Source organism: Bifidobacterium sp. LH_424, from assembly GCF_056356895.1.
Map to the genome: position 1 here is coordinate 112,834 of NZ_JBKEVC010000001.1, position 25,791 is coordinate 138,624.

Genomic DNA, 25,791 nt, shown 5'->3' on the forward strand with positions numbered 1-25,791 from the left:
GGTCGTCATGAGGGGTGGCGGATGAACCTGCGTGGTGTCACGAATGACATTCATGACACCACGCTCACTGGTCCGCGTCGGGATCGGCGTCGTCGCCGACCGGGCCGAGCAGCAGGCGCTCGCTCAGGTTCACGGCGATGAGCAGCAGGCAGGTCATCGCGATGATCGTGAACGTGGCGGAGAAGATGAGCGGCGTGCGGAACGAGTTGTACGCGGCCTGCAGCCAGATGCCGAGGCCCTTGCGTGCGCCCAGGTATTCGGCGGTGGAGGCGGTGGCGAAGATGTACGCGGCGGTCACGCGGATGCCGCCGTAGATCTGGCGGGCCGCGACGCGGAGCTTCACGTGCCACAGGGTCCACCAGCGGGTCGCCCCGCAGGTCAGGGCCACGTCCGAATAGAATTCGGGCACCGCCTCGAGCCCGCGCACGGTCTGCACGGCCACCGGGAACAGGCCGAACACGGCGGTGATGACGATTTTGCCGGACGTCTCGAAGCCGAACCAGATGAGGAACAGCGGCGCGATGGAGATGAGCGGCATGGTCTGCGCGGCGGCGAGCAGCGGGTAGAACGCGGCGTTGAACACGCGCGAGCAGTACAGTCCGATGCCGACGAGCACGCCCAGCAGCACGGCGAACAGGAATCCGACGACGCCCTCGTACGTGGTCACGGCCGCCGCCGGTCCGAGCGTCGGCCATACCTCGATCGTCGCCTGGAGGATCTCGCTCGGCGCGGGAATCATCGTGGAGGGCACGTGGCCGATGCGCACCCACGCCTCCCAGACGCCGAACAGCGCGACCACGGCGATGATGGTGGGGATGCGGCGCGAGACCGCCGCGATGACGCGCGTCCACGCGGATGGTTCCGTCGGTCCCGCGTGCGGGGTCGTGTGCGTCGTTCCTGTCATGAGGGTCACCTTGCTTCCTTCTCGCGGCCGGGACGTGGGACAGTAAGGTGAGGAGCCTGCGCGTCGTCCGGTCGCATCGTGTCGTTCGCGCGCCGCCGTTCCCGGCCGGCGCGCGTCTGCCGCACACAGTATAGGCCGTGACGGGGCCGTCCGCGGACCGTCGCCGCCGCGCCGCCGCGCGCGGGGTGGCGACGGCCTCGACGGCGCCTCGGCGACGCTCTTGTGGTATGATGGGACGCAATCGGGATGTTTGCGCAAACATTCCGGGCGTCGGGTGAAGGAGCCGACGCGGACGCCGGAACCGGTGGAACGGCCCACATGCGAAGACGCGGTGCCGCATCGATGGCGACGGCGGAACGACAAGGCAAGGAGAATCAATGAAATCACTGGGAAGGTCGCTCGCGGCGCTGGTAGCCGCGGCGACGCTCACGACGGGCGGCGCGTTCGCGGCCGTCGGCACGGCGAACGCCGCCGACGCCGGCGCCACGGCCGTCACCGTGACGCCGAACCCGTGGTACGCCAACGAGTTCGACGGCTGGGGGACCTCGCTCGCATGGTTCGCGAACGCGACCGGCAGCCTCGGCGAGGAATCGTCCATCACCACCAACCTCGGCGACGAGGCGTCCAAGCAGAAGGCCGTCGCATACGGCAAGCAGCTGCGCGAGCAGTTCTACCAGTCCATCTTCGGCTCGGACGGCCTCGACCTCAACATGGCCCGCTACAACGTGGGCGGCGGCAACGCCTCCGACGTGGCGTACGGCTACCCGTTCATGCGCCAGGGCGCCGCCGTGCCCGGCACGTGGAAGGACGACGCCGACGGCTCCAAGAACGTCTACGGCGGCGTCACCACCAAGCAGGCCGACAAGGACAAGCTCGCCGCCGCGTTCGACCCGACCGACGACAGCCAGTACGATTTCAGCAAGTCCGCGGCCCAGGACTGGTGGATCAAGCGCGGCGCCGAAGGCACGAACGGCAAGGCCGACATCACCGACATCGAGGCGTTCGCCAACTCCGCCCCGTGGTTCCTCACCAACAGCGGCTACGCGACCGGCGGATACAACTCCGGCTCGAACAACCTCAAGGACCCGGAGAAGTTCGCCCAGTACATGGCCAAGAACGTCGAGCATCTGGAAAGCCTCGGCGCGAACGTGAACGTCGACACCGTCGAGCCGTTCAACGAGTCCGAGACCAGCTACTGGGGCACCCCGTCCCAGAAGGCCTCCGACTACGACGGCAAGGGCGACTCCAACGAGAACCTCATCAACAACTACTGGAGCAAGTACTACTCCGACAAGGACAAGACCGTCACGCCGTACTCCAACGCGCTGAAGAAGCCGCAGGAGGGCATGCACGTCAACAACGCCGAGCAGCAGGCCACCATCAAGGCCCTGTCCAAGGCGCTCAAGGGCAACGCGGACACGATCATCTCCGCCACCGACGCCACCAACTCCGCCGACTTCGTCAAGTCCTACAACGACTACCCGCAGGAGGTCAAGGACCTCGTCGGCCAGTACAACGTGCACGCCTACTCCACCGGCAGCCAGATGCTCGCCCGCGACATCGCGCAGGCCGACGGCAAGAAGCTCTCGATGAGCGAGGTGGACGGCTCCTGGCAGTCCGGCTCGTACAACCCGTACGGCTTCGACAACGCGCTCGGCATGATGAGCTACATCAGCTCCAACGTGCCCCGCCTGCAGTCCAAGGACTTCACGTTCTGGCAGGTCGTCGAGGACCTCTACAACATGCAGATGGGTTCGAACGTCAACCCGGCCGGCGAGAACACCAACTGGGGCACCGTGCTCATCGACTTCGACTGCACCGTGGCCGGCAAGGACGGCAAGCTGTACTCGGAGCGCCGCGTCAACAACAACGGCGGCACGACCGACGGCCTCGCCCCGTGCACCGTCATCGCGAACGCGAAGTACAACGGCGTCAAGGCCATCACCCGCTTCATCCACGCCGGCGACAAGGTCATCGCCAACAACGACACCGACAACACGATGACCGCCACCTCCGCCGACGGCGCGACCCAGACGATCGTGCACCGCAACTCCGGCACCAACGCCCAGACGTTCGTCATCGACCTGTCCAAGTACGGCCAGATCGCCGACGACGCGTCCGGCGACCTCTACCTGACGACCGAGACCGCCCAGTCCGACAAGGACAAGGGCGTCGACTCCGCCACCCCCGAGGTGTTCGCCAAGACCAGCAACGTCAAGCAGGCCGCGGGCTCCGTCGTGATCGACAAGGCCGCGAAGACCGCCACCGTGACGGTCCCCGCCCGCTCGATCGCCTCCATCCAGTTGAAGGGCGTCACCGGCCACTCCGACTCTGCCGTCGCCGCCGCGACCGGCCGCACGTACCAGCTCGTCGGCAAGCAGTCCGGCAAGGCCGTCGCCGAGGTCGCCAAGGACGACTCCGCGCTCTCCCTCGCCGACGTGGCCTCCACCGCCGCCGACGCGAAGAAGCAGACCTGGACGTTCACCCAGATCGACCAGTCCGGCACCGAGCGCCCCGACCTCAAGGCGTACGTGATCACCGACGCCGACGGCAAGGTGCTCGTCTCCAAGGACGGCACCAACGCCCTGTCCGATGAATCCGTCGAACAGGCGAAGTCCGATCCGGCCGCCAAGTGGATCCTCAACACCGGTGACGGCTCCGGCTACCAGCTGCTCAACGCCGCCGCCAAGCAGAACCTCGACGTGAACGGCGCGGGCACCGACGCCGGCACGAAGGTCGGCCTGTGGACCTCCTCCACCGCGAACACGCCCGCGAACAACCAGACGTGGACGCTGCGCGACGTCACCCCGACCGGCGCCAAGGCCGTGAACGTGCAGACCGCCGTGAACGAGGCCGCCGCGCTGCCGAAGACCGTCACCCTCTACTACACGTGGGGCGAGGGCAAGGCTGACGTCACCGCCGCCGGCTGGGACGTCTCCAAGGTGGACGTCACCAAGGAAGGCACCTATGAGGCGACCGCCGTCGCCAAGGACGTCTACGGCAACGAGTTCCCGGTCACCGCGACCGTGACCGTCGGCGCGTTCACCGCGACCGACCCGGCGTCCGTCACCGTCGCCGCCGGCTCCACCGTCGACGACGTCAAGGCCGCCGCCCCCGCCACCGCCGACGCGCATGTGCGCGCCTCCGGAGCGTTCGCGCGCGACGTGACGTGGGACTGGTCCGCGCTCTCCGATGACAAGCTCGCCTCGACCGGCACCGTGACCATCAAGGGCACCGTCGACGACGGCAGCGGCACCGGCGCGACCATCCCCGCCACGCTCACCGTGTACGTGACCAAGGGCGAGACCGTCAACGGCGAGAACCTCGCCAAGACGTTCTGCGCCAACGCGCAGGCCTCCTCCACCGAAGGCTCGAACGTCATCGGCAACACCTGCGACGGCGCGACCGACGGCAAGGCGTGGTCGAACTGGAAGAGCGAATCCTCCGCCGACGACAAGGACCCGTGGGTGAGCTACACGTTCGACAAGGCGCGCACGCTCCACTCGCTCGACTTCGTCTCGTTCGGCGAAGCCACCCCGAAGTCGTTCGCCGTGCAGGTCCTCGACGCGGACGGCACGACCTGGAAGGATTCCGGCGTCACCGCCGAGACCGGCCCGCGCATCAACCGGGGCGACGTGACCACCGTCTCGCTCGACAAGCTGCCCGCCACCAAGGGCGTGCGCCTGAAGCTCACCTACGCGGACAACGCGAACTATTACGCGAAGATCTCCGAAGTGCGCATCTACGAGGCGAAGCAGGTCGCGGCCCCCGCCGCCGACGCGATGCTCGGCGACCTGCGTCTCGACGGCGCGACCATCAGCGGATTCGACCCGGCCACGATCGACTACACGGTCGCGCTGCCGATCGATGCCGAAGCGAACCCGGTCCTGCAGGCCTACGCCAAGGACAACGCGGCCACCGTCAAGGTGACCGGCGACGCGGTCAAGGAGGGCGCGCTCGGCGGCAAGGCCGAGATCGCCGTGACCTCCGCCGACGGCTCGAAGACGACCACCTACACGGTCACGTTCGACGCGGCCACGCTCGCCTCGCTCGACGTGACCGCCCCGACGAAGACCGAGTACACGGTCGGCGACAAGCTCGACCTCGCCGGACTCAAGGTCGCCGCCGTCTACCAGCGCGACGGCAAGACGGAGCGTAAGGCGCTCGCCGACGGCGAGTACACCGTCTCCGGCTTCGACTCCGCCAGCGCCGGCGAGAAGACCGTCACCGTCTCCTACCGCGGCGTGTCCGCCACGTTCACGGTGACCGTGAAGGCCGCGTCCGTCACGCCCGGCCCGGAGCAGCAGCCCGCGCCCGGCAACGGCGCGGCCGGCGGCAATGGCCAGGCGACGGCCAAGCCGAACAAGGGACTGTCCGCGACCGGCTCCTCGGTGGCCGGCGTGGTCGGCGTCGTCGCGCTGCTCGTCGCGGCGGCCGGCGTGCTGGTCATCACGCGCAGGCGCCGGCAGTAGCCGGTAGCCCGGCCGCCGGTCCGCCGGCGGCATGATGATCGAGGCCGCCGCTCCGATTGCGTTCGGGGCGGCGGCCTTCACCAAAGAAGGAAACAGAAGGAAATTCAAGGAGGAATACATGCAACGAGGAACACGGTTCATCGGTGCGATAGCGGCGGCGACGCTGCTGTGCACGTCGATGACGATTCCCGCCAACGCCGAGGAGGGCACGGACGCATCCACGCCGTCCACCGGCGACCTGTCGAGTCTGATTGGCAACGACGCGAAGAAGTCCGCGGAATCCGCGCAATCCACGACGGACGCCGACGGCGCGCAGGACGGCACGCAACAGGCGAAGAAGGCGCTCGACGCGTCGGCCGACACCGCCGACAAACTGGCGACGGACGGAAGCGCCAAGAGCGACGCGACCGACGCGACGGACGGCGGCGACGCGGCCGCGCCCACGGCGCAGGCCGACGCGCCGACGACGGACAAGACCGCGCTGAAGACGCTGCTCGGCAAGACCACCGAAAAGGATCTGAAGCCGCTCGCCTCCGGCTACCGTTCGGACGACTCCGGAACCGCCCCCTACGACACGTGGAAGGCGAACCCGGACGACCTCAAGGCGCTGAACGAGGCGCGCGACGCCGCGCAGAAGGTCGTCGACGACGCGAACGCCACCGCCGACGACGTGACCAAGGCCGCCGACACGTTGCAGACGGCGTTCAAGGCCGTCCGCTTCATCTACCACTACACGGGCATCACCGGCACCAACGGCGCCCGCATATTCGACGATAAGGGCGACCTGATCCAGGCGCATGGCGCCGGCATCGTCAAGGCGAAGACCTCGACGCTCGCCAAGGAGGACCAGAAGCTCGACGCCAACGGCGACGGCTACGTGTACATCTGGTGCGGCGAGGACAAGACCGACCGTCTCGTCGCCCACGGCGTGCGCATCTACTACTCCGACGACCTGCTCAACTGGACGGACAAGGGGCTCGGCTTCCAGACCTACCTCGGCGACGCCGACCTCAAGAACAAGCTCGCCGGCGGCGACAAGGTGTACCAGAAGTACTACAACGTCGAGAACATCGCCAAGGACCCGGACTACACGAACATCTACGGCAAGGACTTCAGCACCTTCGCGAACGACGCCTCCAACTACAACATCTCCAGCCCGCAGGAGGCCCTCGACAAGCTGCTGTGGGACCTGAAGGCGCTCTACGGCGACGGCTCCAACCCGACGAAGACCAGCTGCGTGTTCGAACGCCCGAAGATGGCGTACAACGCCTCCACCAAGCGCTGGGTGATCTGGTTCCACGCCGACGGCCCCAAGTACGGCAACGAGGACACCGCCACCTACTCGAAGGCCAAGGCGGGCGTCGCAGTGAGCACCACGTCGAACCCGGCCGGCCCGTACAAGTACCTCGGCTCGTTCCGCATGAGCCCCGGCAACAACACGTCGAACCCGGGCATGGCGCGCGACATGAACCTGTACATCGACCAGGGCAAGGACGAGAACAACGACGGCGTCGACGACGCGTACCTGATCTACGCGAGCAACGAGAACCGCGACCTGACGATCTCCCTGCTCGACTCCACGTACACCAAGCTCGCCAAGCCCGTCGCCGAGCAGAAGCAGGGCACCTCCGTCAAGGACGGCGACACGTATGCGATCATCGCCACCAACTCGAAGGAGTCGCCGGCGCCCGTCAAGTGGAAGGGCCACTACTACTTCATCTACTCGCACACCACCGGCTGGGCGCCGAACGAGAACGAGTACACGAAGAGCGAGGGCGACAACATCATGGGCCCGTACCATGAGATCGGCACCCCATTCGTGGACGGCGACGGCTACGAGCAGAGCCACACCAACTCGTTCTACACGCAGTCCAGCTCCATCATCCCCGTGGACGAGAAGAAGGGCCTGTTCATCTACTGGGGCGACCGCTGGTTCAACCCGGACACCGGCAACGACATCAGCCAGTCGCGCTACGTGATGACGCCGATGCAGATGGTCAACGGCACGATGCGCGTCCTGCCGTACGCCGACTGGACGCTCGACCAGTTGAACAAGTACGAGGCCGTCGACGTGGTCACCAAGCTGCCCGCCACCGCCACCTCGGTCAGCGGACTGCTCAAGTCGCTGCCCGCCAAGCTGGAGATCCAGCGCGGCGGCGAGACCGGCACCATCACCACGCCCGTCACTTGGGACACGTACTTCGGCGAGGACCAGCCCTCCGGCGACGTCACCATCACCGGCAGGCTGCCCGAGCTCAACGACGTCGAAGTGTCGTTCACCGCGACGATCTACCCGAAGAACACGTACCTGTACATCGACGCCGGATCGAACCCGGACAACGAGTCCGACTACTTCAAGGCGTTGAAGGCCGCGTCCGAGGACATCGCCTCCCGTCAGAAGCACAGCGACCAGGCCTACACGGCCGCCTCCGGCTGGGGCCGCGTGAGCACGCTCGGCACCGACGGCGACGCGCAGGTCTACGGCACCGACTCCAACGACGCCTACGAGACCGGCCTCTACGCGAACAAGGGCAAGTCGATCGTCTACCAGGCCGATCTCAAGCCCGGCGTGTACACCGTGCAGGCCGGCATGAAGGACTGGTGGGCGCAGTGGAACGACCGCACCGTCAAGTTCTCCGTCACCAATGGTGACACCGAGCTCGGCTCCGCGTCGGTGAACCTGAAGAACGGCCAGAAGGCCACGGACGCGATCACGTTCACGCTCGACAAGGCCGCGTCGATCCGCTTCACCGCGTCCAACGCGGGCACGGACCTCGACCCGGTGCTCAGCTGGATCAGCGTGTCCAAGGCCGACGCCGACGACATCCAGTCCGTCAAGCCGGTCGACGGCACCGTCGCCTTCCTCGACGGCGCGACGCCGAAGCTGCCCACGAAGGTGACGGTCGTCACCGTGGGCGGCAAGGAGGAGACCCGTGACGTCACGTGGCTGACCGACTCCGCCGCCAAGGCGAAGTACTACGCGCCGACCACGGTGCGCGGCGCGGTCGACGGCACGACGCTGCCCGCCACCGCCACCGTGCAGCGCGTCGAGAAGAACCTCGAATACTTCGTCGACGTGAACGGCGGCGACTCCTCCGCCACGTACGAGTCGGCGAAGAAGCTCACCGAAGGCGGACTGGCCAATGCGAAGGCCGACCAGGCGTTCGACGAGGCCACGGGCTGGGGCAACGCGTCCGCCAACTACGGCGCGCAGAGCGCCGGCGACGCCGACCCGTACGCCTCCGGCATCTACGCGGGCGCGAACGGCACGGCGGACACGCTGAGCTACAAGCTCACGCTCGCCCCCGGCACGCACACCGTGTCCTTCGGCATGCACGACTGGTGGAACCAGACGCGCCCGACGACCGTCACCTACACCTATGACGGTCTCGACGACGCGCAGGAGCTCGCCTCCGCGTCCGTCAACAGCGGGAACGTCATCGCCTCCGGCGAGGTGACGATCCCGGAAGGCGAGGCCAAGGTCGTCACGTTCACGCTGTCGTCCGCGACCGGCACCGGCCCGGTGCTCAGCTGGGTCTCCGCCGCCAAGGTCGTCAAGAACGACGGCGGTTCCGGCGACAACGGCGGGAACAACAACGGTGGTGACAACAACGGTGGTTCCGACAACAACGGCGGCAACGCCGGCGACAACGGGAACGGTTCCGGCAATGGTTCCGGCAACGGCTCCGCCGACGGGAACAAGCCCGGCGCCGGCAAGCCCTCCGCCAAGCCGAACGGCGGCAACGCCGGCAGGCTGACCGCGACCGGCGCCTCCGTGGCCGCCGTGGCGGGCATCGCCGCGCTGCTGGCGCTCGCCGCCGCCGCGATGACCGCCCTCAAGCGCCGCGACTGATAGCGCATCATCGCAAATAAACGGAAGGCCGTCGCCCGATACGATTCGGGCGACGGCCTTCCGTTTATTTCTGGCCCCCTCTGATGAGGGGGCTGTCAGCGAAGCTGACTGGGGGAGAGACCCCCAAGACCAAAGGTGACCTCACTCCAGTCCGATGGACTTCATGTGATGAACCTTCAGCGACGTGACCTTGAGCGAGCCGGATTCCGCGGAGAGGCGGATCGCGCGCGGGCCCTCGGACGCGTAGGAGTAGGAGCTGAGCACCTGGTGGCCGCCGTTGACGTACACCTCGACGGAGCCGCGGTCCACGAACACGCGCAGGTCCAGCGTGCCGGCGGCGAGCTCGGCCTCGGTGAGCGGGGCGGCGCGGTAGCCGCGGTCGCCGTTCTTCATGGCTTGACGGTCCACGACCACGCGGCCGATCTGGTCGTCGTAGGCGACGTACGTGTAGCCGCCGTCCTCGGTGGCGTGGACCTTGAGGCCGGCGCGCTCGGCGGTGGAGTGCGCGAGGTCGATGGTCATCTCGATCTCGACCGCTTCGGCGTCGTCGCAGATCGTCTTCTCGCCGTCGATGTCGAGCGTGATCTCGCCGTGGTCGAAGGTGTCGGCGCGCAGGCCCTCCATCTCCTTGACCGGGGCGGTGACGACGTCGCCGTCATCGCCGAGCGTGATCTCGCGCGGCAGGGTGAGGTGGCCGCACCAGCCGTCCTCCTGCATCGGGACCGGGTCGACGAACGGGCTCAGCCAGCCGTAGACGATCTGGCGGCCGTCGCCGTCGTGCTCCGGGCCGTCCACGTGGAACGACTGCGGCGCGTAGTAGTTGTGGCCGCAATCCCACAGGCGGAACTCGGTCTCCGGCTTGAACTCGCCGCCCGGCTCCCAGGTGCCGATCATGTAGCCGGCGTTGTTGACGTTGCGGTTCATGAAGCCCTTCGGCTTCGAGCCCATGGCGGAGAAGCCGATGACCCACTTCTCGTTGCCGTCCTTGTCCTTGATGGGGAAGAAGTCGGGGCATTCGAGCATGAACACGTCCGGGTCCGGGTGCTGGAAGAGTACGCGCTCGTAGGTCCAGCGCACCATGTCGTCGGAGGAGAACAGCCACATCTGGCCGCGCTTCTCCTTGGAGGAGACGCCGAAGGTCATGTACCACGTGTCGCCGGTCTTCCACACCTTCGGATCGCGGTAGTGGTGGTCGACCTGGTCGGTCGGGCAGTCGATGATCATGCCCTGCTTGGTGGCGGAAGTCAGTTCGTCGTCGTCCGGGGTGGCGAGCATCTGGACCTGCCAGTCGCCGCCGGTGTTGTCGTGGCCGTTGGCCCAGCGGTGGCCGGTGTAGTAGAAGCGCAGCGCGCCGTCGTCGCCGATGACGGCGGAGCCGGAGAACACGCCGTCCTTCTCCTGCTCGAGCGAGGGGGCGAACATGATCGGCTCGCGTTTCCAGGTGAGCATGTCGGCGGAGGAGACGTGGCCCCAGTGCATCGGGCCCCACTGGGTTCCGTACGGGTGCAGCTGGTAGAAGACGTGCCAGCGGCCCTTGTAGTAGCACAGTCCGTTCGGGTCGTTGATCCAGCCGCCGTTGGAGGCGATGTGGAACTTCGGGTACCAGCGGTCGTTGCGCTTGGCGGCGAGGGCGGCGACGCCGGCCTTGGCCTTGGCGAGCTCCTCGGCGTGGTCGCGGATGGGGGTGAGAACCGGGTTGGCGGGGGTGAAATCGGTCATGGCACTTCCTTGTGTGATGTGGGGTGGTTTGGGTGGATTGGGTGGGTTTGATGGGGGCCGGTTGGGGTGGGGCGGTTTCAAGTGTAAGGTGCGGCGGTCGCAACGGGGAAAAAGGGGAAAGCCGTTGCGACCGCCACAGGTGTTGGTTGGAGGGTTGGTCGGGGGAGAGGCGTCGGATCAGGCCTTGGCGGCTTCCATCTGACGCAGCTGCTTGTCGGTGTAGAACGGGTCGCCGCCGACGTCCTGGTCGTCCTTCTTGATGACGAAGATGCCGTAGATCAGGGCCGCGAGCACGATCGCCGAGATGGTGAAGAAGGTCGGACGGTCGCCCATCTGGTCATGCAGCATGCCGAGCGGCGTGGAGAAGATGACCTGGCCGACCTGCGAGGCGATTTGGAAGCCGACCATGTACAGCGTGGCGGACAGCTTCGTGTCGAAGTGCAGGGTGAAGTAGCGGAACGCCGGCAGGCAGAACAGCGGGACCTCGATGGAGTGGAACAGCTTGACGATGGAGACGGAGATCGGATCGTGGAACACGCCGCACAGGCCGATGCGCAGGAACATGACGGTGGCGCCGAGCAGCAGGGCGTTGCGCACGCCGATCTTCTTCATGATGATCGGGACGACGCCCATCATCGCGGACTCGAGGAAGACCTGGAAGCCGTTGAGCGTGCCGTAGGTGGCGTTGCCGATCTCCATGGTCGGGAACAGGGAGGCGTAGTAGGTCGGGAACATCTGCTGGTCGAACACGGTGTAGAAGGTGTTGGTGAGCAACATGAAGACGATGAGCACCCACAGGGTCGGCATCTTGAGGACGGAGACCATCTCCTTGAAGGAGGGGTTGGTCGGGGCCGCGTTCGGATCGGCCTCCTTCTTGAGCTCGTCCTTCTGCTCGGCCGGGATCCAGAAGGCGTAGACGAGCAGCATGCCGAGGCCGAAGGCGGAGCCGACCCAGAAGTTGATCAGCGGGTTGATGTTGAACAGGAAGCCGGCGCACAGGGCGACGATGGCGTAGCCGAAGGAGCCCCAGGCGCGGGACTGGCCGTACTCGAAGCCGAAGTGGCGGGAGTAGCGCTCGGTGATGGCCTCGAACAGGGAGCAGCCGGACATGAAGCCCGCGGAGAGCACGACGGAGCCGATGAGGGCGCCGATGAAGCGGGTGGTGCCGCCGGCGTTGAGCATCGGGGCGTAGACGAACTGGACGAACGGTCCGACGAGCATGGCGATGAAGGACACGAAGATGACGAGCTTGCGCTTGATGCCGAGCTGGTCCTGGATGACGCCGTAGACGAACATGATGATCAGCGTGGCCAGCGAGTTGATCGAGTAGATCTGGCCCTGCTCGGCGGCGGTCATGCCGACGCCGTCGATGAGGTACCTGGAGAAGAAGGACCACCAGATGCCCCAGGAGCAGAAGAACATGAAGATGCCGAAGGAGCTCTGCAGGTAGGAGGGGTTCCTCCACGGAGACTTCTTTGCCGTGTTTGCCATTTGTTGTATTCCCTTGTCTCTCGCGTCCGCTGCGACGCGGGCGCTTCCTTCCATATGGCTTTGTGGTTGTGGGCCGGGGCCTTCGTGGTCTCGGCGGGGTTCCTCCCGCGGCTGCCGCGCCGTGGTGGGGAATCGTGTTCGTTGTGGTATTCACTATAAACCGTCAAACGATTTACGTCAAACGTTAAACGAAACCCCGGCGTGTCTCACTATTTCCAACACGTCAAACGTTTGATACAACGCCTCGCCAAACCGGTTTGACAAGGCAGGCTTGTGTCGCATGGTTATTTCATTGCCTCCCTCTGACGAGGGAGGTGGCCGCCGGAGGCGGACGGAGGGAGAGAAGAAGAGCGGCCGCAGGCCGCGGGGAGATTGAATCGGCCTACGGCCGATGCCGTGTTCTTCCGCGGCCTACGGCCGCTCCTGTCTCTCCCCCAGTCAGCCTGCGGCTGACAGCCCCCTCATCAGAGGGGGCTAAGAGAGGGGCCTCACCCCTTCCTTACCGACTCCTTCTCGATCAGCGTGCAGTGGATCTTCGCCGGAATCTCCGCGTCGAGCGGCGGCATCGGTGCCGTCGTCTCCGGCCATTCGAGATCGTCGAGAGCGCGCTGCTCGATCATCGAGATCACCTTCGCGGCCGCCCAGTATCCCATTTCGAAATGCGGCAGCGCGACCGTCGTGAGCTGCGGCGAGAACGTCTCCGCGAACACGCGGTGGTTGTCGACGCCGACGACCGACACGTCGCGGCCGACGGTGAGACCGCGTCGGGCCGCGCACTCGTACACGTACCAGGCGCGCGCGTCGTTGAAGCAGAAGAACCCGTCCGGCCGCTCCCAGTCGAACAGGTCGGAGACGGCCTCCAACGCGGGGCCGTTGTTGAGCACGCTGATGATGAGACGGTCGTCGATCTTGCGCCCCGCCTCCTCCAACGCGGCGCGGTAGCCGGCGAGACGCCCCTCCTGCGCGATCATCGGCTCGGAGCATCCGACGTAGGCGATGCGTTCGCATCCCGCGTCGATGAGCCGTTTGGTCGCGTCGTAGCCGATCCGGTATTCGTCAGGTTCGATGCTGGGAATCGTGCCGTCCGCGTCGGTCGCGTCGACGAGCACGACCGGACTGTGCTTGAGGCGGTCCGGCAGACCGGTCACGCGGTTCGACATCTTCGCGTAGAGGAAGCCGTCCGCGCCGTAGCGTTGGAGCGCGTCGATCTCCTCGCCCTCGTCCATGCCGCCGTCCGTGCTGACGGTGATGAGCAGATAGCCGAGCTGGCTGGCCGCCGACTGCGCGCCGAGGATCATGCCGCCGGCGTACGGGGTGGTGGCGACCTCCTCGCTGATGAAGCCGATCGTGCGCGTGCGGTTCGTCCTGAGGGAGCTCGCCATCGGATTGACCTGGTAGCCGAGCTCGTCGGCGACCTCGCGCACATGCGCCGCGATTGCCGGTTTGACGCGTCCCGCGTCGCGGTGGTTCATCACCAGCGACACCGTCGAAATGGATACCCCCGTACGCTTCGCGATCTCCTTCATCGTCACCATACGTCAAACGATACACCCATTGGCGCGGGGCAGGGGCTATTCGTCGGCTTTGTTGGCTTCGTCGGTCTTGCCGTCATCCTCCTCGTCAATCCACCGCGCGCCCTCGGGCAAACCGTTCTCGCCGAGCGGTATTGAATCCGGGAATTGATGATGGTATTTGCGGCTGAACTTAGACACTTCGAACGAAGGATGAGCATTGAATGTAGTTCCGTTGAACGATGCGTCGTTGAAGGTCGCTTTGCCGAACTGTGCGCTGTTGAAGGTCGCTCCGCCGAACTGTGCGCTGGTGAAGGTCGCTCCGCCGAACTGTGCGCTGGTGAAGGTCGCTCCGTTGAACCGTGCTCTGTTGAAGGTCGCTCCGTTGAACCGTGCTCTGGTGAAGGTCGCTCCGTTGAACCATGCTCTGGTGAAGGTCGCTCTGCCGAACTGTGCGTCGTTGAAGGTCGCTTTGCCGAACTGTGCGCTGTTGAAGGTCGCTCTGCCGAACCGTGCGCTGTTGAAGGTCGCTCTGCCGAACCGTGCGCTGTTGAAGGTCGCTTTGCCGAACTGTGCGCTGTTGAAGGTCGCTCTGCCGAACTGTGCGCTGTTGAAGGTCGCTCTGCCGAACCGTGCGTCGTTGAAGGTCGCTCCGTTGAACCATGCTCTGGTGAAGGTCGCTCCGTCGAACCATGCGTCGTTGAAGGTCGCTCCGTTGAACCATGCTCTGGTGAAGGTCGCTCCGCCGAACCATGCACTGGTGAAGGTCGCTCCGTCGAACCGTGCGTCGTTGAAGGTCGCTCCGCCGAACCATGCGTTTTTTGTGAAACGCGTTTCTCGGAAATCTGCACTCGATAGGAAGTATGCTGAGGACAAATTGATGGCTTCCGTGAAGGTTCCGCCGTGGAAGTCGAAGTCGCAGTCGCACCAGAGTTGGTCGTCGGGGAGTTGTTGCTCGACGGTGATTGTGCCGTCCTCGTCGCGGCGCTCCTTGAGTAGATGAGTGCGCATGACGGAGAAAATTGTGGATTCGACGGGGCGGTCGTCGAAGGTGGGCTTCGGAATATCCGGCGTAGTTGCCTGCATCTCGTCGTTGTCAGAGGTGGTATTGGCTTCTTTGGGTTCCACTGCCGAATCTGTGCTGTTATCGGCGGCGATTGGTGTACCGCGGTCGGTGGAACGCAGATAACCGCAAAGAATATCGACGACGCGCTGACGGTAGTCGCCGCGCTCGCGGTCCGCGATTTCAGTCAACGCGTAGACGCCGGCGATGCGCACCGACGATTTCTCATTGCCCAACTGGTCGATGGCGGTCTTCATGCGCGTATTGATCTCATCGCGCTTGCTTCGCTGCCCATCTTGATATTTCATCACGAGGAATGCGACACCGCCGATGCCTCCGACCGTGGTCAACGCGATTTTCAGCACGTCATACATACCGATGCCGGAAGAGCCAGTAGCGTTGCCGGAACCAGGTGTTGGAGCTGGTGTCGTGATGCGAGCGAAAGGAACCTGTCCGGTCCACAACCACACCAGTCCGACCAGCAACGTTACCGCCAGAACCACCCAGACCGTAATGCTCGCGAACAGTGGCCATCCTCGGAGCCAGTCCATGAACTTCCGCATCGAAGTTTTCAACCAAGACCACCAAACGGAATGGAGCAACGCTACACCGGCGATCGTCAGTATGGCTACGGCCGGAATCCACCAGTGCTGCTTCAGGAACGAGCCTGTGCCGGACGGAATCAGTCCAACGAGGTATCGGAGATAAGGAATGCCGATGACGACGACGAAGATGCCGGTCGCAACAAACAGGCATATGCGACCGATGATGTGCCACTTGTTGCGCCGGATGGCGTTCCATTTACCACGCCAGTCGAAACGTCGCTTGCTTTTGTCTTTCGGGGGATTCACCGCATCGGCATCCTGGGTCGTTGCCCCCGTCTTCTCCGGTGCTGCTGCCATAGCCTATTCCCTTCAACCGTGACGACCTCGTCGTGCCGTGCGTTGCGGCAGCCGGGCTTCTCCTGCCGCCGATTCCATGATATGCCCATGCGTGTTGTCCAGGCATCGCGGCGGAATCAGGAATGTGCATGGTTTCGAGGGATACGTGTGCGGTTCGGAAGCGAACGTGTAGGGTTCCGGGGCGAGCGTGCTTGGTTTTGAGGGAAACGTGTAGTTGGCGGAGCCGAACGTGCGCGGTGGGGGTCTGAAACCCCGGTGAATCCTGTTGCCCGCCAAATCGAAGTACCCCGGAATTCCGGGCTTTTCGTCCTTGAGATATTCCGTCATACTCCCTGTCTTCGGCACCCCACCACGCAGGTTCACGCCGAAAGCCTACAGGTTCGTTCCCGAATCATGCACGTTCGGCCGGGAACCATGCACGTTCGCCTCCAAACCATGCAGGTATGTCATCAGACCGTGCAGGTTCGCCTCGCCGTGGGTGAAGATGCCGTTGATGTGCCGTCGCCTCCGCGGCAGGGGCAACAGGTACGCCGTTACGATGACCCTATGAGAAGCTTTCTGATCGAATGGCTGGTGCTGACGATCGCGGCGGCGGTGATGGTGGTGCTGCTGCCCGGCATGACGACGGTGGGGGAGCCGCCGATCCTCGGCGTGGCCGCGTTCTCCCTGTTCCTGGCGTTGATCAACGCGTCCGTCAAGCCGGTGGTGCAGGCGATCGCCCTGCCGTTCACGATCCTCTCGTTCGGCGTGCTCTATCTGGTCATCAACTGGCTGTTCATGCGCCTCGCCTCGTGGCTCGCCCTGAGCCTGTTCGGCGTCGGCGTCTACGTGCACGGCTTCCTGTGGGCGACGATCGGCTCGCTCATCATGGCCGTCGTCTCCGCCGTCGTCAACTCCATCATCGGCGACTGACGAGAAGCGGATGCGGTCGGTCGACCAGCCAATGGCCGACCGGCCGCATCCGGCCGCCCCGCGCCTACTCCCCGGCGCTGATGGCGCGCAGCACGTTGACCATCTCGATGGCACCGAGCGCGCAGTCGAAGCCCTTGTTGCCGGCCTTCGTGCCGGCGCGTTCGATGGCCTGCTCGATGTTCTCGGTGGTGATCACGCCGAACAGCACCGGCACGTCCGAGTTCAGCGACACCTGCGCGATGCCCTTCGCGGTCTCGTTGCACACGAGGTCGTAGTGGGAGGTGCTGCCGCGGATGATCGCGCCGAGGCAGATCACCGCGTCGTAACGCCCGGTGGACACCATGCGCTTGGCCGCGATCGGAATCTCGAACGATCCGGGCACCCACGCCACGTCCACGTCCTCGTCGGCCACGCCGTGGCGGCGCAGGCCGTCCTGCGCGCCGGACAGCAGCTTCGAGGTGATGAACTCGTTGAACCTCGCCGCCACGATGCCGATGCGGATCGGCTTGGCGGCGGCGGAATCGTCACCGGCGGCGGAAGCGGCGCCGGCTACCAGTTGTCCTTCGAATACGGTCATTTCAGTTCTCCTTTGTCGTGGTGGACAGGTTTGTCGTGGTCGCCATGTTCGTCATGGACGACATGTTTGTCATGGTGGACAGGTTCGTCATGTCCGACAGGGCACCCAGCAGGTGCCCCATCCGGCGTTCCTTGGTGGACAGGTAGTTCGCGTCGTACGCGTTCGCGGGGATGACGATCGGCACGCGCGAGGCGATGGCGATCCCCGCCTGCTCCAGCTGGCCGATTTTGTCCGGGTTGTTGGTCATCAGGTCGACCGACGCGACGCCGAGGTCGCGCAGCATGGCCGCCGCGGTCTCGTATTCGCGCGCGTCGGCGGGGAATCCGAGTTCCAGGTTCGCGTCGAGCGTGTCGAACCCGCGTTCCTGCAGCTCGTAGGCGCGCAGCTTGTTGAGCAGTCCGATGCCCCGTCCCTCCTGGCTCAGGTACAGGATGACGCCGCGTCCCGCCTCGGCGACGCGCCGCATCGCCTCGTGCAGCTGCGGTCCGCAGTCGCAGCGTTGCGAGCCGAACACGTCGCCGGTCAGGCACTGCGAGTGGATGCGGCACAGGACGGGCTCTCCGGAGACGATGTCGTCGCCCATCACCAGCGCCACGTGCTCGCCGCCGTCGTCCGACTCGTAGCCGACCATCGTGAACCGCCCGTATTCGGTGGGCAGGTTCACCCGCGCCACGCGGCGCACCGTGTGCGGGAACGCGTGCGTGCGGCGGTATTCCTGCAGCTGCGCGATGGTGATGTAGGCCAGTCCGTGCTCGTCGGCGAAGCGTTCGAGGTCGTCGCGTCGCATCATCGTGCCGTCGGCCTTCATCATCTCGCAGCACAGTCCGCACGGCTCGAGTCCGGCCAGTCGCGCCAGGTCGACGGTCGCCTCCGTGTGCCCGTTGCGTTCCAGCACGCCGCCGGGGCGCGCGACGAGCGGGAACATGTGGCCGGGTCGGCGGAAGTCCTGCGGCCGCGTGTCCGGGTCGACGCACGCCAGCGCGGTGAGCGAGCGGTCGCGCGCGCTGATGCCGGTGGAGGTGGTCACGTGGTCGATTGACACGGTGAACGCCGTGTGGTGGTTGTCCGTGTTCGCCGTGCACATCGGCGGCAGGTCGAGCCGCGTCGCCAGCTCCGGGCTCATCGGCGTGCAGATCAGGCCCCTGCCGTGCGTGGCCATGAACGCGATGTTGCTCGGCGTCGCGTGGCGGGCCGCGCAGATGAGGTCGCCTTCATTCTCGCGGCTTTCGTCGTCCGCCACGACGACGATGCGTCCGGCCGCGATGTCCCGGATGGCGCGCGCCACCGGGTCGTCCGGGTTCGTATGTTGCGTGTGTTCCGTGTGTTGCGTCTGTTCCGTCATTTCCGTCATATCTGTCATGTCCGTTCTCGATGATGTCTTGTCGTTGTCAGAATCCGTGCGCGGCGAGGAAGTCCGCCGTGATCGCGCCCGTTCCGGCGTCTCCGGCCGTCCCGGCCGTCACGCCGTCCGTGCCGCCGTCCGCCGGCATCTCCAGCAGTCGCGCCGTGTATTTCGCAATCGGGTCGGTTTCGAGGTTGACCACGTCGCCGATGCGCCGTTCGTCCAGCACCGTGTGCGCGGCGGTGTGCGGGATGATCGACACGCCGAACGAGTCGCGTCCGGCGTGCGTCACCGTCAGGCTGATCCCCTCGACGGCGATCGATCCCTTCTCGGCGATGAACCGCATGAGCGCGTACGGCGCGCGAATCGTGTACACGACTGCGATGCCGTCGCGCGTGATCGACGTGATCACGCCGGTGCCGTCGATGTGCCCGGAGACGATGTGTCCCGAGAAGCGCCCGTCGGCGGGCATCGCGCGTTCCACGTCCACATGGTCGCCGCGCCTGAGCGAGCCGAGGGAGGAGCGTCGCAGCGTCTCGTGCATCACGTCGGCGGTGAACGTCGTGCCGCGCACGGACGTGACGGTCAGGCACACGCCGTTGACGGCGATGCTTTCGCCGATCGCCGTGCGGTCGGTCACCACCGTCGGCGAGTCGACGGACAGTCGTGCGAAGTCGGCGCCGTTCTCCAATCCGACGACCGTGCCGAGGTCCTCAACGATTCCGGTGAACATAGTCGACGCCTCCTTCGATGACGATGTCGTCGCCCACCGCGGCGACGGTGCGGTGCGTGAGGAGGAAGGCGTCGTCCGGCGCGCCGACGCCCGCGCCGCCCACCGGGCCGGGCGCGGTGCGGCCGCCGAACAGTTTCGGCGCGACGTAGGCGCTCACTTTGGTCACGACTTGGTCGCGCAGCGCGGACCAGGCGAGTTCGCCGCCGCCCTCGATCATCACGCTGTCGACACCGCGCCCGCCGAGCGTCCCGACGATGGCGGCGACGGAGGCGTGCCCGTCGGCATCGGCCGGCACATGGAGGATCTCGCATCCCGCGTCGCGGTAGGCCTGCGCGCGGGTCTCGTCGGTCGAGCAGGTGGCGATGATCGTGGGCGTCTCGCGCGCGGTGGCGACGACCGCCGCGTCGCGAGGCGTGCGCAAATCGGTGTCACATATCACGCGGATCGGGTCGTGACCGCCGTCGATGCGGCAGGTGAGTTGCGGGTCGTCGGCGATGACCGTGCCCACGCCCACCATGATCGCGGCGAACCGGCCGCGGTCCTCGTGCACGCGGCGGCGCGCGGCCTCGCCGGTGATCCAGCGCGACAGGCCCGATGCGGTGGCGATGCGGCCGTCGAGCGTCATCGCGTATTTGAGCATGACGAACGGCGTGCGCGTGGTGATGTAGTGCAGGAAGATTTCGTTGAGCGCGTCGCATTCCTCGCGCAGCACGCCCTGCGTGACCTCGATACCCGCGTCCGTGAGCCGGCGCACGCCTTTGCCGGCGACCAGCGGGTTCGGGTCGGGGGAGCCGACCACCACGCGGGCGATTCCAGCGTCGATGAGCGCCTGCGTGCACGGCGGCTGCTTGCCCGTGTGACAGCAGGGTTCCAGCGTGACGTAGATCGTGGCGCCGCGCACGTCGACGCCGTCGCGTTTCGCCGCTTCGAGCGCGGCGCGTTCGGCGTGCCATCCGCCGAAATGGTCGTGATGTCCGGTGGCGATGATCGCGCCGTCGCGCGCAATGACCGCTCCCACCATCGGATTCGGGTTGACCTTGCCTGCTCCGAGTCGTGCGTGGCGCAATGCCACGGACATGAGGTCCCTATCGTCCATGAAATCCCCTTTCCTTGCGATAGGGCATGTCCAGGGTGCTTCATGATGGCGGTGGGGCCGTGTGCCAGTTTTGATTCCGGCTGCCCGGGCATCGGGCGAGAGCGTCATGCTTCGCGGCCCCGAAACGCGAACACCCCGGATTCCGTTCGAAATCCAGGGTGCTCGAGATGGGCCGCATGATGCGCATCGCCCGATGCGCGCACGCGACGGTATGCGGTCGCGCGCGCGGGCCGATGGTCCACGCCGCCGCAGCTTCTTTCATCCAGACTATGACTGTCGGTACCGGAATCTCACCGGTTCGGCATCACGACTGCTGATCGCAATCAATCGATGCTCGCGGACTGAACCGCCGATCGGGAATTTCACCCTGCCCTGAAGATGCGTATTGAATTGTCGGTTCGACAGTATAGGGACGGGGCGTAGACGGCAAAGGCCGACGTCCCATGTAGTGGACGTCGGCCTTTGCCGCGACGGGTCCCGATCAGGCGAGGCCGGAGAGCTTGTTGATGAGCTCCGGGTCGCGCGTGGCGCCCTTGTCGGCGGAGCGGGCGAAGGCGGCGTAGGCCTTGAGCGCCTGCGAGACCTTGCGGTCGCGGTGCGCCACGTAGCCGTCGCCGGCCTCGAGCTCGCGGCGGCGCTCCGCCAGCTGCTCGTCGGTCAGTTCGACGTTCACGGAACGGGCTTCGATGTCGATGTCGATGATGTCGCCGTTCTTGATGAGCGCCACCGGGCCCTTGTTCGCGGCCTCCGGGGCCATGTGGCCGATGGCCAGGCCCGAGGAGCCGCCGGAGTAGCGGCCGTCGGTGAGCATGGCGACCTGCTTGCCGATGCCCTTGCCCTTGACGAAGGAGGTCGGGTACAGCATCTCCTGCATGCCCGGGCCGCCCTTCGGGCCCTCGTAGCGGATGACCAGCGCCATGCCGGGCTTCAACGTGTCGTCGAGGATGACCTTGATGGCCTCCTCCTGGGATTCGACGACGAGCGCCGGTCCGCGGAACTTCCAGATCTCCTGCGGCACGCCGGCGGTCTTGACGACGCAGCCGTCGGGGGCGAGGTTGCCGCGCAGCACGGCGAGGCCGCCCTCGTGGATCTCCGGGTGGTCGATGTCGTGGATCGCGCCGTGCTCGCGGTCGGTGTCGAGCGAGTCGAACAGCGTCTCGTGCGTCCACGGTTCGGGGGAGATGATGTGGCCCGGCGCCGCGTGGTAGAGGGTCTTGGCCTCCTCGGTGCAGGTGTCGCGCATGATGTCCCAGTCGTCGAGCTTGGCCTCGAGCGACGGATAGTCGATGGAATGGACGTCCTTGTGCAGCTTGCCGGCGCGGTCGAGCTCGCCGAGGATGCCGCAGATGCCGCCGGCGCGGTGCACGTCGGAGATCTCCCACTTGCCGGACGGGGCGGCCTTGCAGATGCACGGCACGGTGTGCGAGATGCGCTCGATGTCGTCGAGCGTGAAGTCCACGTCCGCGGACTGGGCCATCGCGAGGATGTGCAGCACGGTGTTGGTGGAGCCGCCCATCGCGACGTCCATCGTCATCGCGTTCTCGAACGCGTGCTTGGTGGCGATGGAGCGCGGCAGCACGGAGTCGTCGGAATCCTTGTAGTACTGGTTCGCGATCTTGACGACCTGGCGCGCTGCCTTGCGGAACAGCTCCTTGCGGAAGCCGTGGGAGGCGAGGATCGTGCCGTTGCCGGGCAGGGCGAGGCCGATGGCCTCGGTCAGGCAGTTCATCGAGTTGGCGGTGAACATGCCGGCGCAGGAGCCGCAGGTCGGGCAGACGGTCTTCTCGTAGTTGAGCAGGTCCTCCTCGGAGACGTTGTCGTCGGCGGAGGCGTACATCACGGAGATGAGGTCGGTGTTCTTCTTCACGGTGCCGTCGGCGAGGACGGTGGTGCCGGCCTCCATCGGGCCGCCGGAGACGAACACGGTCGGGATGTTGAGGCGCAGGGCGGCCATCAGCATGCCGGGGACGACCTTGTCGCAGTTCGGGATGCAGATCAGGGCGTCGGCGCAGTGCGCGTTGCACTGGTATTCGACGGTGTCCGCGATGATGTCGCGGGAGGGCAGGGAATAGAGCATGCCGGTGTGGCCCATCGCGATGCCGTCGTCGACGGCCATCGTGTTGAACTCGCGCGGGATGCCGCCCGCCTCCTTGATGGCCTCGGAGACGATGCGGCCGACCTTGTTGAGGTGGACGTGGCCGGGGAGGAACTCGTCGAAGGAGTTGGCGATGGCGATGATGGGCTTCTTGCCCATATCGTCGCCGCTGACGCCTGCGGCACGGTAGAGGGCGCGCGCGCCTGCGAAGACGCGGCCGGACATGAGTTTTGCGGATCGCATTTCGGTCATGATTCCATTCAAGTCCTTAATCGGGACACGCGTTTTGTCAAGAGTCAATATGTGGAATTCACGAGGATGTTACGTCGGTAACGCTCACGCCGCGTGCGTCGTCACCGCACCGTGAGCGGTTTTCGCGGTGCCGCGCTGATCCGTCGCCATGTGCGTCGGTGCCCACGCATATGAAAGACGGGGTTCCGGATGATTCCGGAACCCCGTCTTCTCTTCTCTCTCACGCAGCGGTCGGCTCAGGCACGAGCCGACAAGTCAGTTTCAGCGGGCGATCTTCTGCGCGTCGTTGACGATGTCGGAGAGGACCTTGGTGTTGCCCATGGTGTTCTGGGCCATCGTGCTGGCACCGTACATGGCGAGACCGCGAATCATGGAATCCTTGAACGACATAATGTTTTCCTTTCAGGTTCGGTCATGGCGTTGGGCCGATGACCACGTTTGCAATTTTCGGTGTGCGACGCCCGTTTCCTGTTTTCTTGCTTGCGATGACGTGCGCCGCGAAGTCTTATGCGTTATGCGCTTGTTCAGCGGCCGAGCTTGTTGGACTCGACGAGGTCGGAGAGGACCTTGGTGTTGCCCATGGAGTGCTGGGCCATCGCGTTGGCACCGTACATGGCGAGACCGCGAATCATGGAATCCTTGAACGACATGATAATTCCTTTCGTTGGTCAAAGCCCCTTGGTGGCTTTGCTTGTTTTTTCTCGGCTTCGTTTGAAACCGGTTTCAGAATAGCGCGCCATCGTGACCTGCGCAAGGGGGAGTTTCGGATTCCGGCGTGTTGGACGATGATTCGCGAGCGCAATCGCCGCAGGTATCGAACCGGTTCGATGCAAACGTTGGCAATCACGGTGTCCGTGAATCGTTGGCATCATTGGGATTTGACATGCCGTCCATTCCGACGGCGTCGGCGTCGTCCGCCCGTCGCCGGCCGTCGGAACGGATTTCCGGATTCTCCGGCCCATCGGCGTGTCGCGCGGCCGATCGTCGCGATGCCGGGGGAGTCCCCGCACCTGTCTATACTTGTTGCGGTTGAGATAGATTTTCCATGGTTTGGAGCATGAATATGGCAGAAGAAACCGAGACCGAGACCACCGAGGTCAAGGGCAACGAGGAGTTCGGCACCAGCCCCACCCCCGACGGTCTGGCCAGCCCGACGATCGACGATCTCATGGAGCACGCGGACTCCAAGTACGCGCTGGCGATCTTCGCCGCCAAGCGCGCCCGTCAGATTAACTCCTACTTCACCCAGCTCAACGAGGGCCTGCTGCAGAACGTCGGCCCGCTCGTCGAGTACCAGAACAACGAGAAGCCGCTGTCCATCGCCTTCCGCGAGATCAACGAGGGCCTGTTCGAGGAGACCCTCGGCGAGGACGACCTGACCGAAGGCAACTGATCTTCCGACACACGCTTGCCCAGAAACGGCGTGTCGTGTAGAACTGGACGACAGGAGCGAACGACCTGAGGCTCGCGCCGACCATCATCCGATGGTTTGGTGCGGGCCTTTTTCGTAGCTGCGAAGCTGCGTCATGGCGCCAGGCGCCAATCCCGTGCGGTCCCGACAACAACAACCACAACGTATCATTGTGCCCTTGCCCCGCGTGCCGCGGAGCCGGGGCGATAAGTCCGAAAGAGGGATGATATGACCAACCAGGAGCGCAAGCTCATCTCCGCCGAATCCGTCACTGAAGGCCACCCGGACAAGGTGTGCGACCAGATCTCCGACGAGATTCTCGACGAACTGCTCCGCCAGGACCCGCAGTCCCACGTCGCCGTCGAAACCTCCGCCGCCACCGGCGTGTTCCTCGTGTTCGGCGAGGTGACCTCCGAAGGCTACGTCGACGTCCAGTCCAAGGTGCGCGAGACGCTGCGCCGCATCGGCTACACGTCCTCCGAAGTCGGCCTCGACGCCGACTCCTGCGGCGTGATCGTCGCCATCACCGGCCAGAGCGCCGAGATCAACCAGGGCGTCGCCCGTCTGAGCGGCGAGAAGGAGTCCGCCGCCAGCCGCGAGGAACGCTACGAGGCGCAGGGCGCCGGCGACCAGGGCGTGATGTTCGGCTACGCCACCGACGAGACCGACGTGCTCATGCCGCTGCCCATCTACCTCGCGCATCGTCTCGCCTACCGCCTGACCGAGGTGCGCAAGAGCGGCGAGGTGCCGCACCTGCGCCCGGACGGCAAGACGCAGGTCACCATCGAATACGACGAGAACGACCATCCGCTGCGCGTCGACACCGTGCTCATCTCCACACAGCATGATCCGGAGGTCACGCAGGAATGGCTGCGCGACCAGCTGAAGGCGCATGTCATCGACCCGATCCTCGACGAGGTGCTCGGCTCCGACGTGGCGCATGACGACTACCGTCAGCTCGTCAACCCGACCGGCTCGTTCGTGCTCGGCGGTCCGGCCGCCGACGCGGGTCTCACCGGCCGCAAGATCATCGTCGACACGTACGGCGGCGCCGCCCACCACGGCGGTGGCGCGTTCAGCGGCAAGGACCCGTCCAAGGTGGACCGTTCCGCCGCCTACGCGACCCGCTGGGTGGCGAAGAACATCGTCGCCGCCGGCCTCGCGCACCGCGTCGAGGTCCAGGTCGCCTACGCGATCGGCGTGGCCGACCCGGTCTCCGTGAACGTCGAGACCTACGGTACCGAGGAGGGCGTGACCCGCGCCCAGATCGCCGCCGCCGTGCGCAAGGTGTTCGACCTGCGCCCCGCCGCGATTATCGACGAGCTCGACCTGAAGCGCCCGATCTACGCGAAGACCGCCGCCTACGGCCACTTCGGCCGCGTCGACGTCGACTTCCCGTGGGAGCGCACCGACAAGGTCGACGAGCTCAAGGCCGCCGTCGCCTCCCTCGCCTGACCA

17 protein-coding genes and 2 riboswitches are annotated in these 25,791 nt (G+C 65.7%); of the genes, 5 read left to right on the forward strand and 12 right to left on the reverse strand.

Features of this window, described 5'->3' with window-relative positions:
- Positions 1-64: 64 nt before the first annotated feature.
- Complete coding sequence (locus tag AC1AYP_RS00395) at positions 65-904, reverse strand: ABC transporter permease (RefSeq protein WP_476502601.1); 840 nt, start codon at positions 902-904, stop codon at positions 65-67.
- A 377-nt stretch (positions 905-1,281) separates the two neighbouring features.
- Here AC1AYP_RS00395 and AC1AYP_RS00400 point away from each other — a divergent pair, with 377 nt between their 5' ends.
- Positions 1,282-5,376, forward strand: coding sequence for a bacterial Ig-like domain-containing protein (locus tag AC1AYP_RS00400; RefSeq protein ID WP_476546461.1), 4,095 nt, complete (start codon positions 1,282-1,284; stop codon positions 5,374-5,376).
- Between the two features lie 118 nt (positions 5,377-5,494).
- Positions 5,495-9,229, forward strand: a complete 3,735-nt coding sequence (locus AC1AYP_RS00405; RefSeq protein WP_476546462.1) for a glycoside hydrolase family protein — start codon at positions 5,495-5,497, stop codon at positions 9,227-9,229.
- Positions 9,230-9,370: 141 nt separating this feature from the next.
- Here the strand turns inward: AC1AYP_RS00405 and AC1AYP_RS00410 are convergent, their stop codons facing one another.
- The 4 genes from AC1AYP_RS00410 to AC1AYP_RS00425 form a co-directional block, all read right to left on the reverse strand.
- Positions 9,371-10,948, reverse strand: a complete 1,578-nt coding sequence (locus AC1AYP_RS00410) for a glycoside hydrolase family 32 protein (RefSeq protein WP_476546463.1) — start codon at positions 10,946-10,948, stop codon at positions 9,371-9,373.
- A gap of 177 nt (positions 10,949-11,125) precedes the next feature.
- Positions 11,126-12,439, reverse strand: a complete 1,314-nt coding sequence (locus AC1AYP_RS00415) for an oligosaccharide MFS transporter (RefSeq protein WP_476502605.1) — start codon at positions 12,437-12,439, stop codon at positions 11,126-11,128.
- A 488-nt stretch (positions 12,440-12,927) separates the two neighbouring features.
- A complete protein-coding gene (locus AC1AYP_RS00420; protein ID WP_476546464.1) occupies positions 12,928-13,974 on the reverse strand; it encodes a LacI family DNA-binding transcriptional regulator in 1,047 nt (348 codons plus the stop codon).
- 36 nt (positions 13,975-14,010) lie between these two features.
- The gene (locus AC1AYP_RS00425) at positions 14,011-15,915 is read right to left on the reverse strand and encodes a pentapeptide repeat-containing protein (RefSeq protein WP_476546465.1); all 1,905 of its coding nucleotides are present in this window, start codon (positions 15,913-15,915) and stop codon (positions 14,011-14,013) included.
- 546 nt (positions 15,916-16,461) lie between these two features.
- On the opposite strand from AC1AYP_RS00425, the gene AC1AYP_RS00430 reads away from it, so the two are divergent.
- A complete protein-coding gene (locus AC1AYP_RS00430; protein ID WP_476546466.1) occupies positions 16,462-16,827 on the forward strand; it encodes a phage holin family protein in 366 nt (121 codons plus the stop codon).
- Between the two features lie 64 nt (positions 16,828-16,891).
- Here AC1AYP_RS00430 and ribH read toward each other — a convergent pair whose 3' ends face one another.
- From ribH to AC1AYP_RS00465, 7 genes are all read right to left on the reverse strand, one after another.
- A complete protein-coding gene (ribH, locus tag AC1AYP_RS00435) occupies positions 16,892-17,404 on the reverse strand; it encodes a 6,7-dimethyl-8-ribityllumazine synthase (protein ID WP_476546467.1) in 513 nt (170 codons plus the stop codon).
- A 1-nt stretch (position 17,405) separates the two neighbouring features.
- Entirely contained in the window at positions 17,406-18,755 is a 1,350-nt protein-coding gene (locus AC1AYP_RS00440) for a bifunctional 3,4-dihydroxy-2-butanone-4-phosphate synthase/GTP cyclohydrolase II (protein ID WP_476546468.1), read from the reverse strand.
- A gap of 37 nt (positions 18,756-18,792) precedes the next feature.
- Positions 18,793-19,479: a riboflavin synthase gene (locus tag AC1AYP_RS00445; protein ID WP_476546469.1), complete on the reverse strand. Its 687-nt coding sequence runs from the start codon at positions 19,477-19,479 to the stop codon at positions 18,793-18,795.
- Positions 19,460-20,575, reverse strand: coding sequence for a bifunctional diaminohydroxyphosphoribosylaminopyrimidine deaminase/5-amino-6-(5-phosphoribosylamino)uracil reductase RibD (ribD, locus tag AC1AYP_RS00450; RefSeq protein WP_476546470.1), 1,116 nt, complete (start codon positions 20,573-20,575; stop codon positions 19,460-19,462). The genes AC1AYP_RS00445 and ribD overlap by 20 nt, the downstream gene beginning before the upstream one ends.
- Positions 20,576-20,821: 246 nt before the next feature.
- Positions 20,822-20,959: riboswitch (FMN riboswitch) on the reverse strand.
- A gap of 97 nt (positions 20,960-21,056) precedes the next feature.
- Positions 21,057-22,922 carry a dihydroxy-acid dehydratase gene (gene ilvD / locus AC1AYP_RS00455; protein ID WP_476531638.1) on the reverse strand — a complete coding sequence of 622 codons (1,866 nt, stop codon included), beginning with the start codon at positions 22,920-22,922 and terminating at the stop codon, positions 21,057-21,059.
- A 261-nt stretch (positions 22,923-23,183) separates the two neighbouring features.
- On the reverse strand, positions 23,184-23,312 hold the full coding sequence (locus AC1AYP_RS00460; RefSeq protein WP_476502615.1) for a hypothetical protein: 129 nt from the start codon (positions 23,310-23,312) through the stop codon (positions 23,184-23,186).
- Between the two features lie 134 nt (positions 23,313-23,446).
- The gene (locus AC1AYP_RS00465) at positions 23,447-23,572 is read right to left on the reverse strand and encodes a hypothetical protein (protein ID WP_476502616.1); all 126 of its coding nucleotides are present in this window, start codon (positions 23,570-23,572) and stop codon (positions 23,447-23,449) included.
- 413 nt (positions 23,573-23,985) lie between these two features.
- Between AC1AYP_RS00465 and rpoZ the strand changes: the two genes are divergently transcribed.
- Together rpoZ and metK are read left to right on the forward strand one after the other, a co-directional pair.
- Positions 23,986-24,315, forward strand: coding sequence for a DNA-directed RNA polymerase subunit omega (rpoZ, locus tag AC1AYP_RS00470; RefSeq protein ID WP_476546471.1), 330 nt, complete (start codon positions 23,986-23,988; stop codon positions 24,313-24,315).
- 181 nt (positions 24,316-24,496) lie between these two features.
- Positions 24,497-24,566, forward strand: a riboswitch (SAM riboswitch).
- The gene (metK, locus tag AC1AYP_RS00475; RefSeq protein ID WP_476502617.1) at positions 24,562-25,788 is read left to right on the forward strand and encodes a methionine adenosyltransferase; all 1,227 of its coding nucleotides are present in this window, start codon (positions 24,562-24,564) and stop codon (positions 25,786-25,788) included. Its footprint overlaps the riboswitch before it by 5 nt.
- Positions 25,789-25,791: the final 3 nt, after the last annotated feature.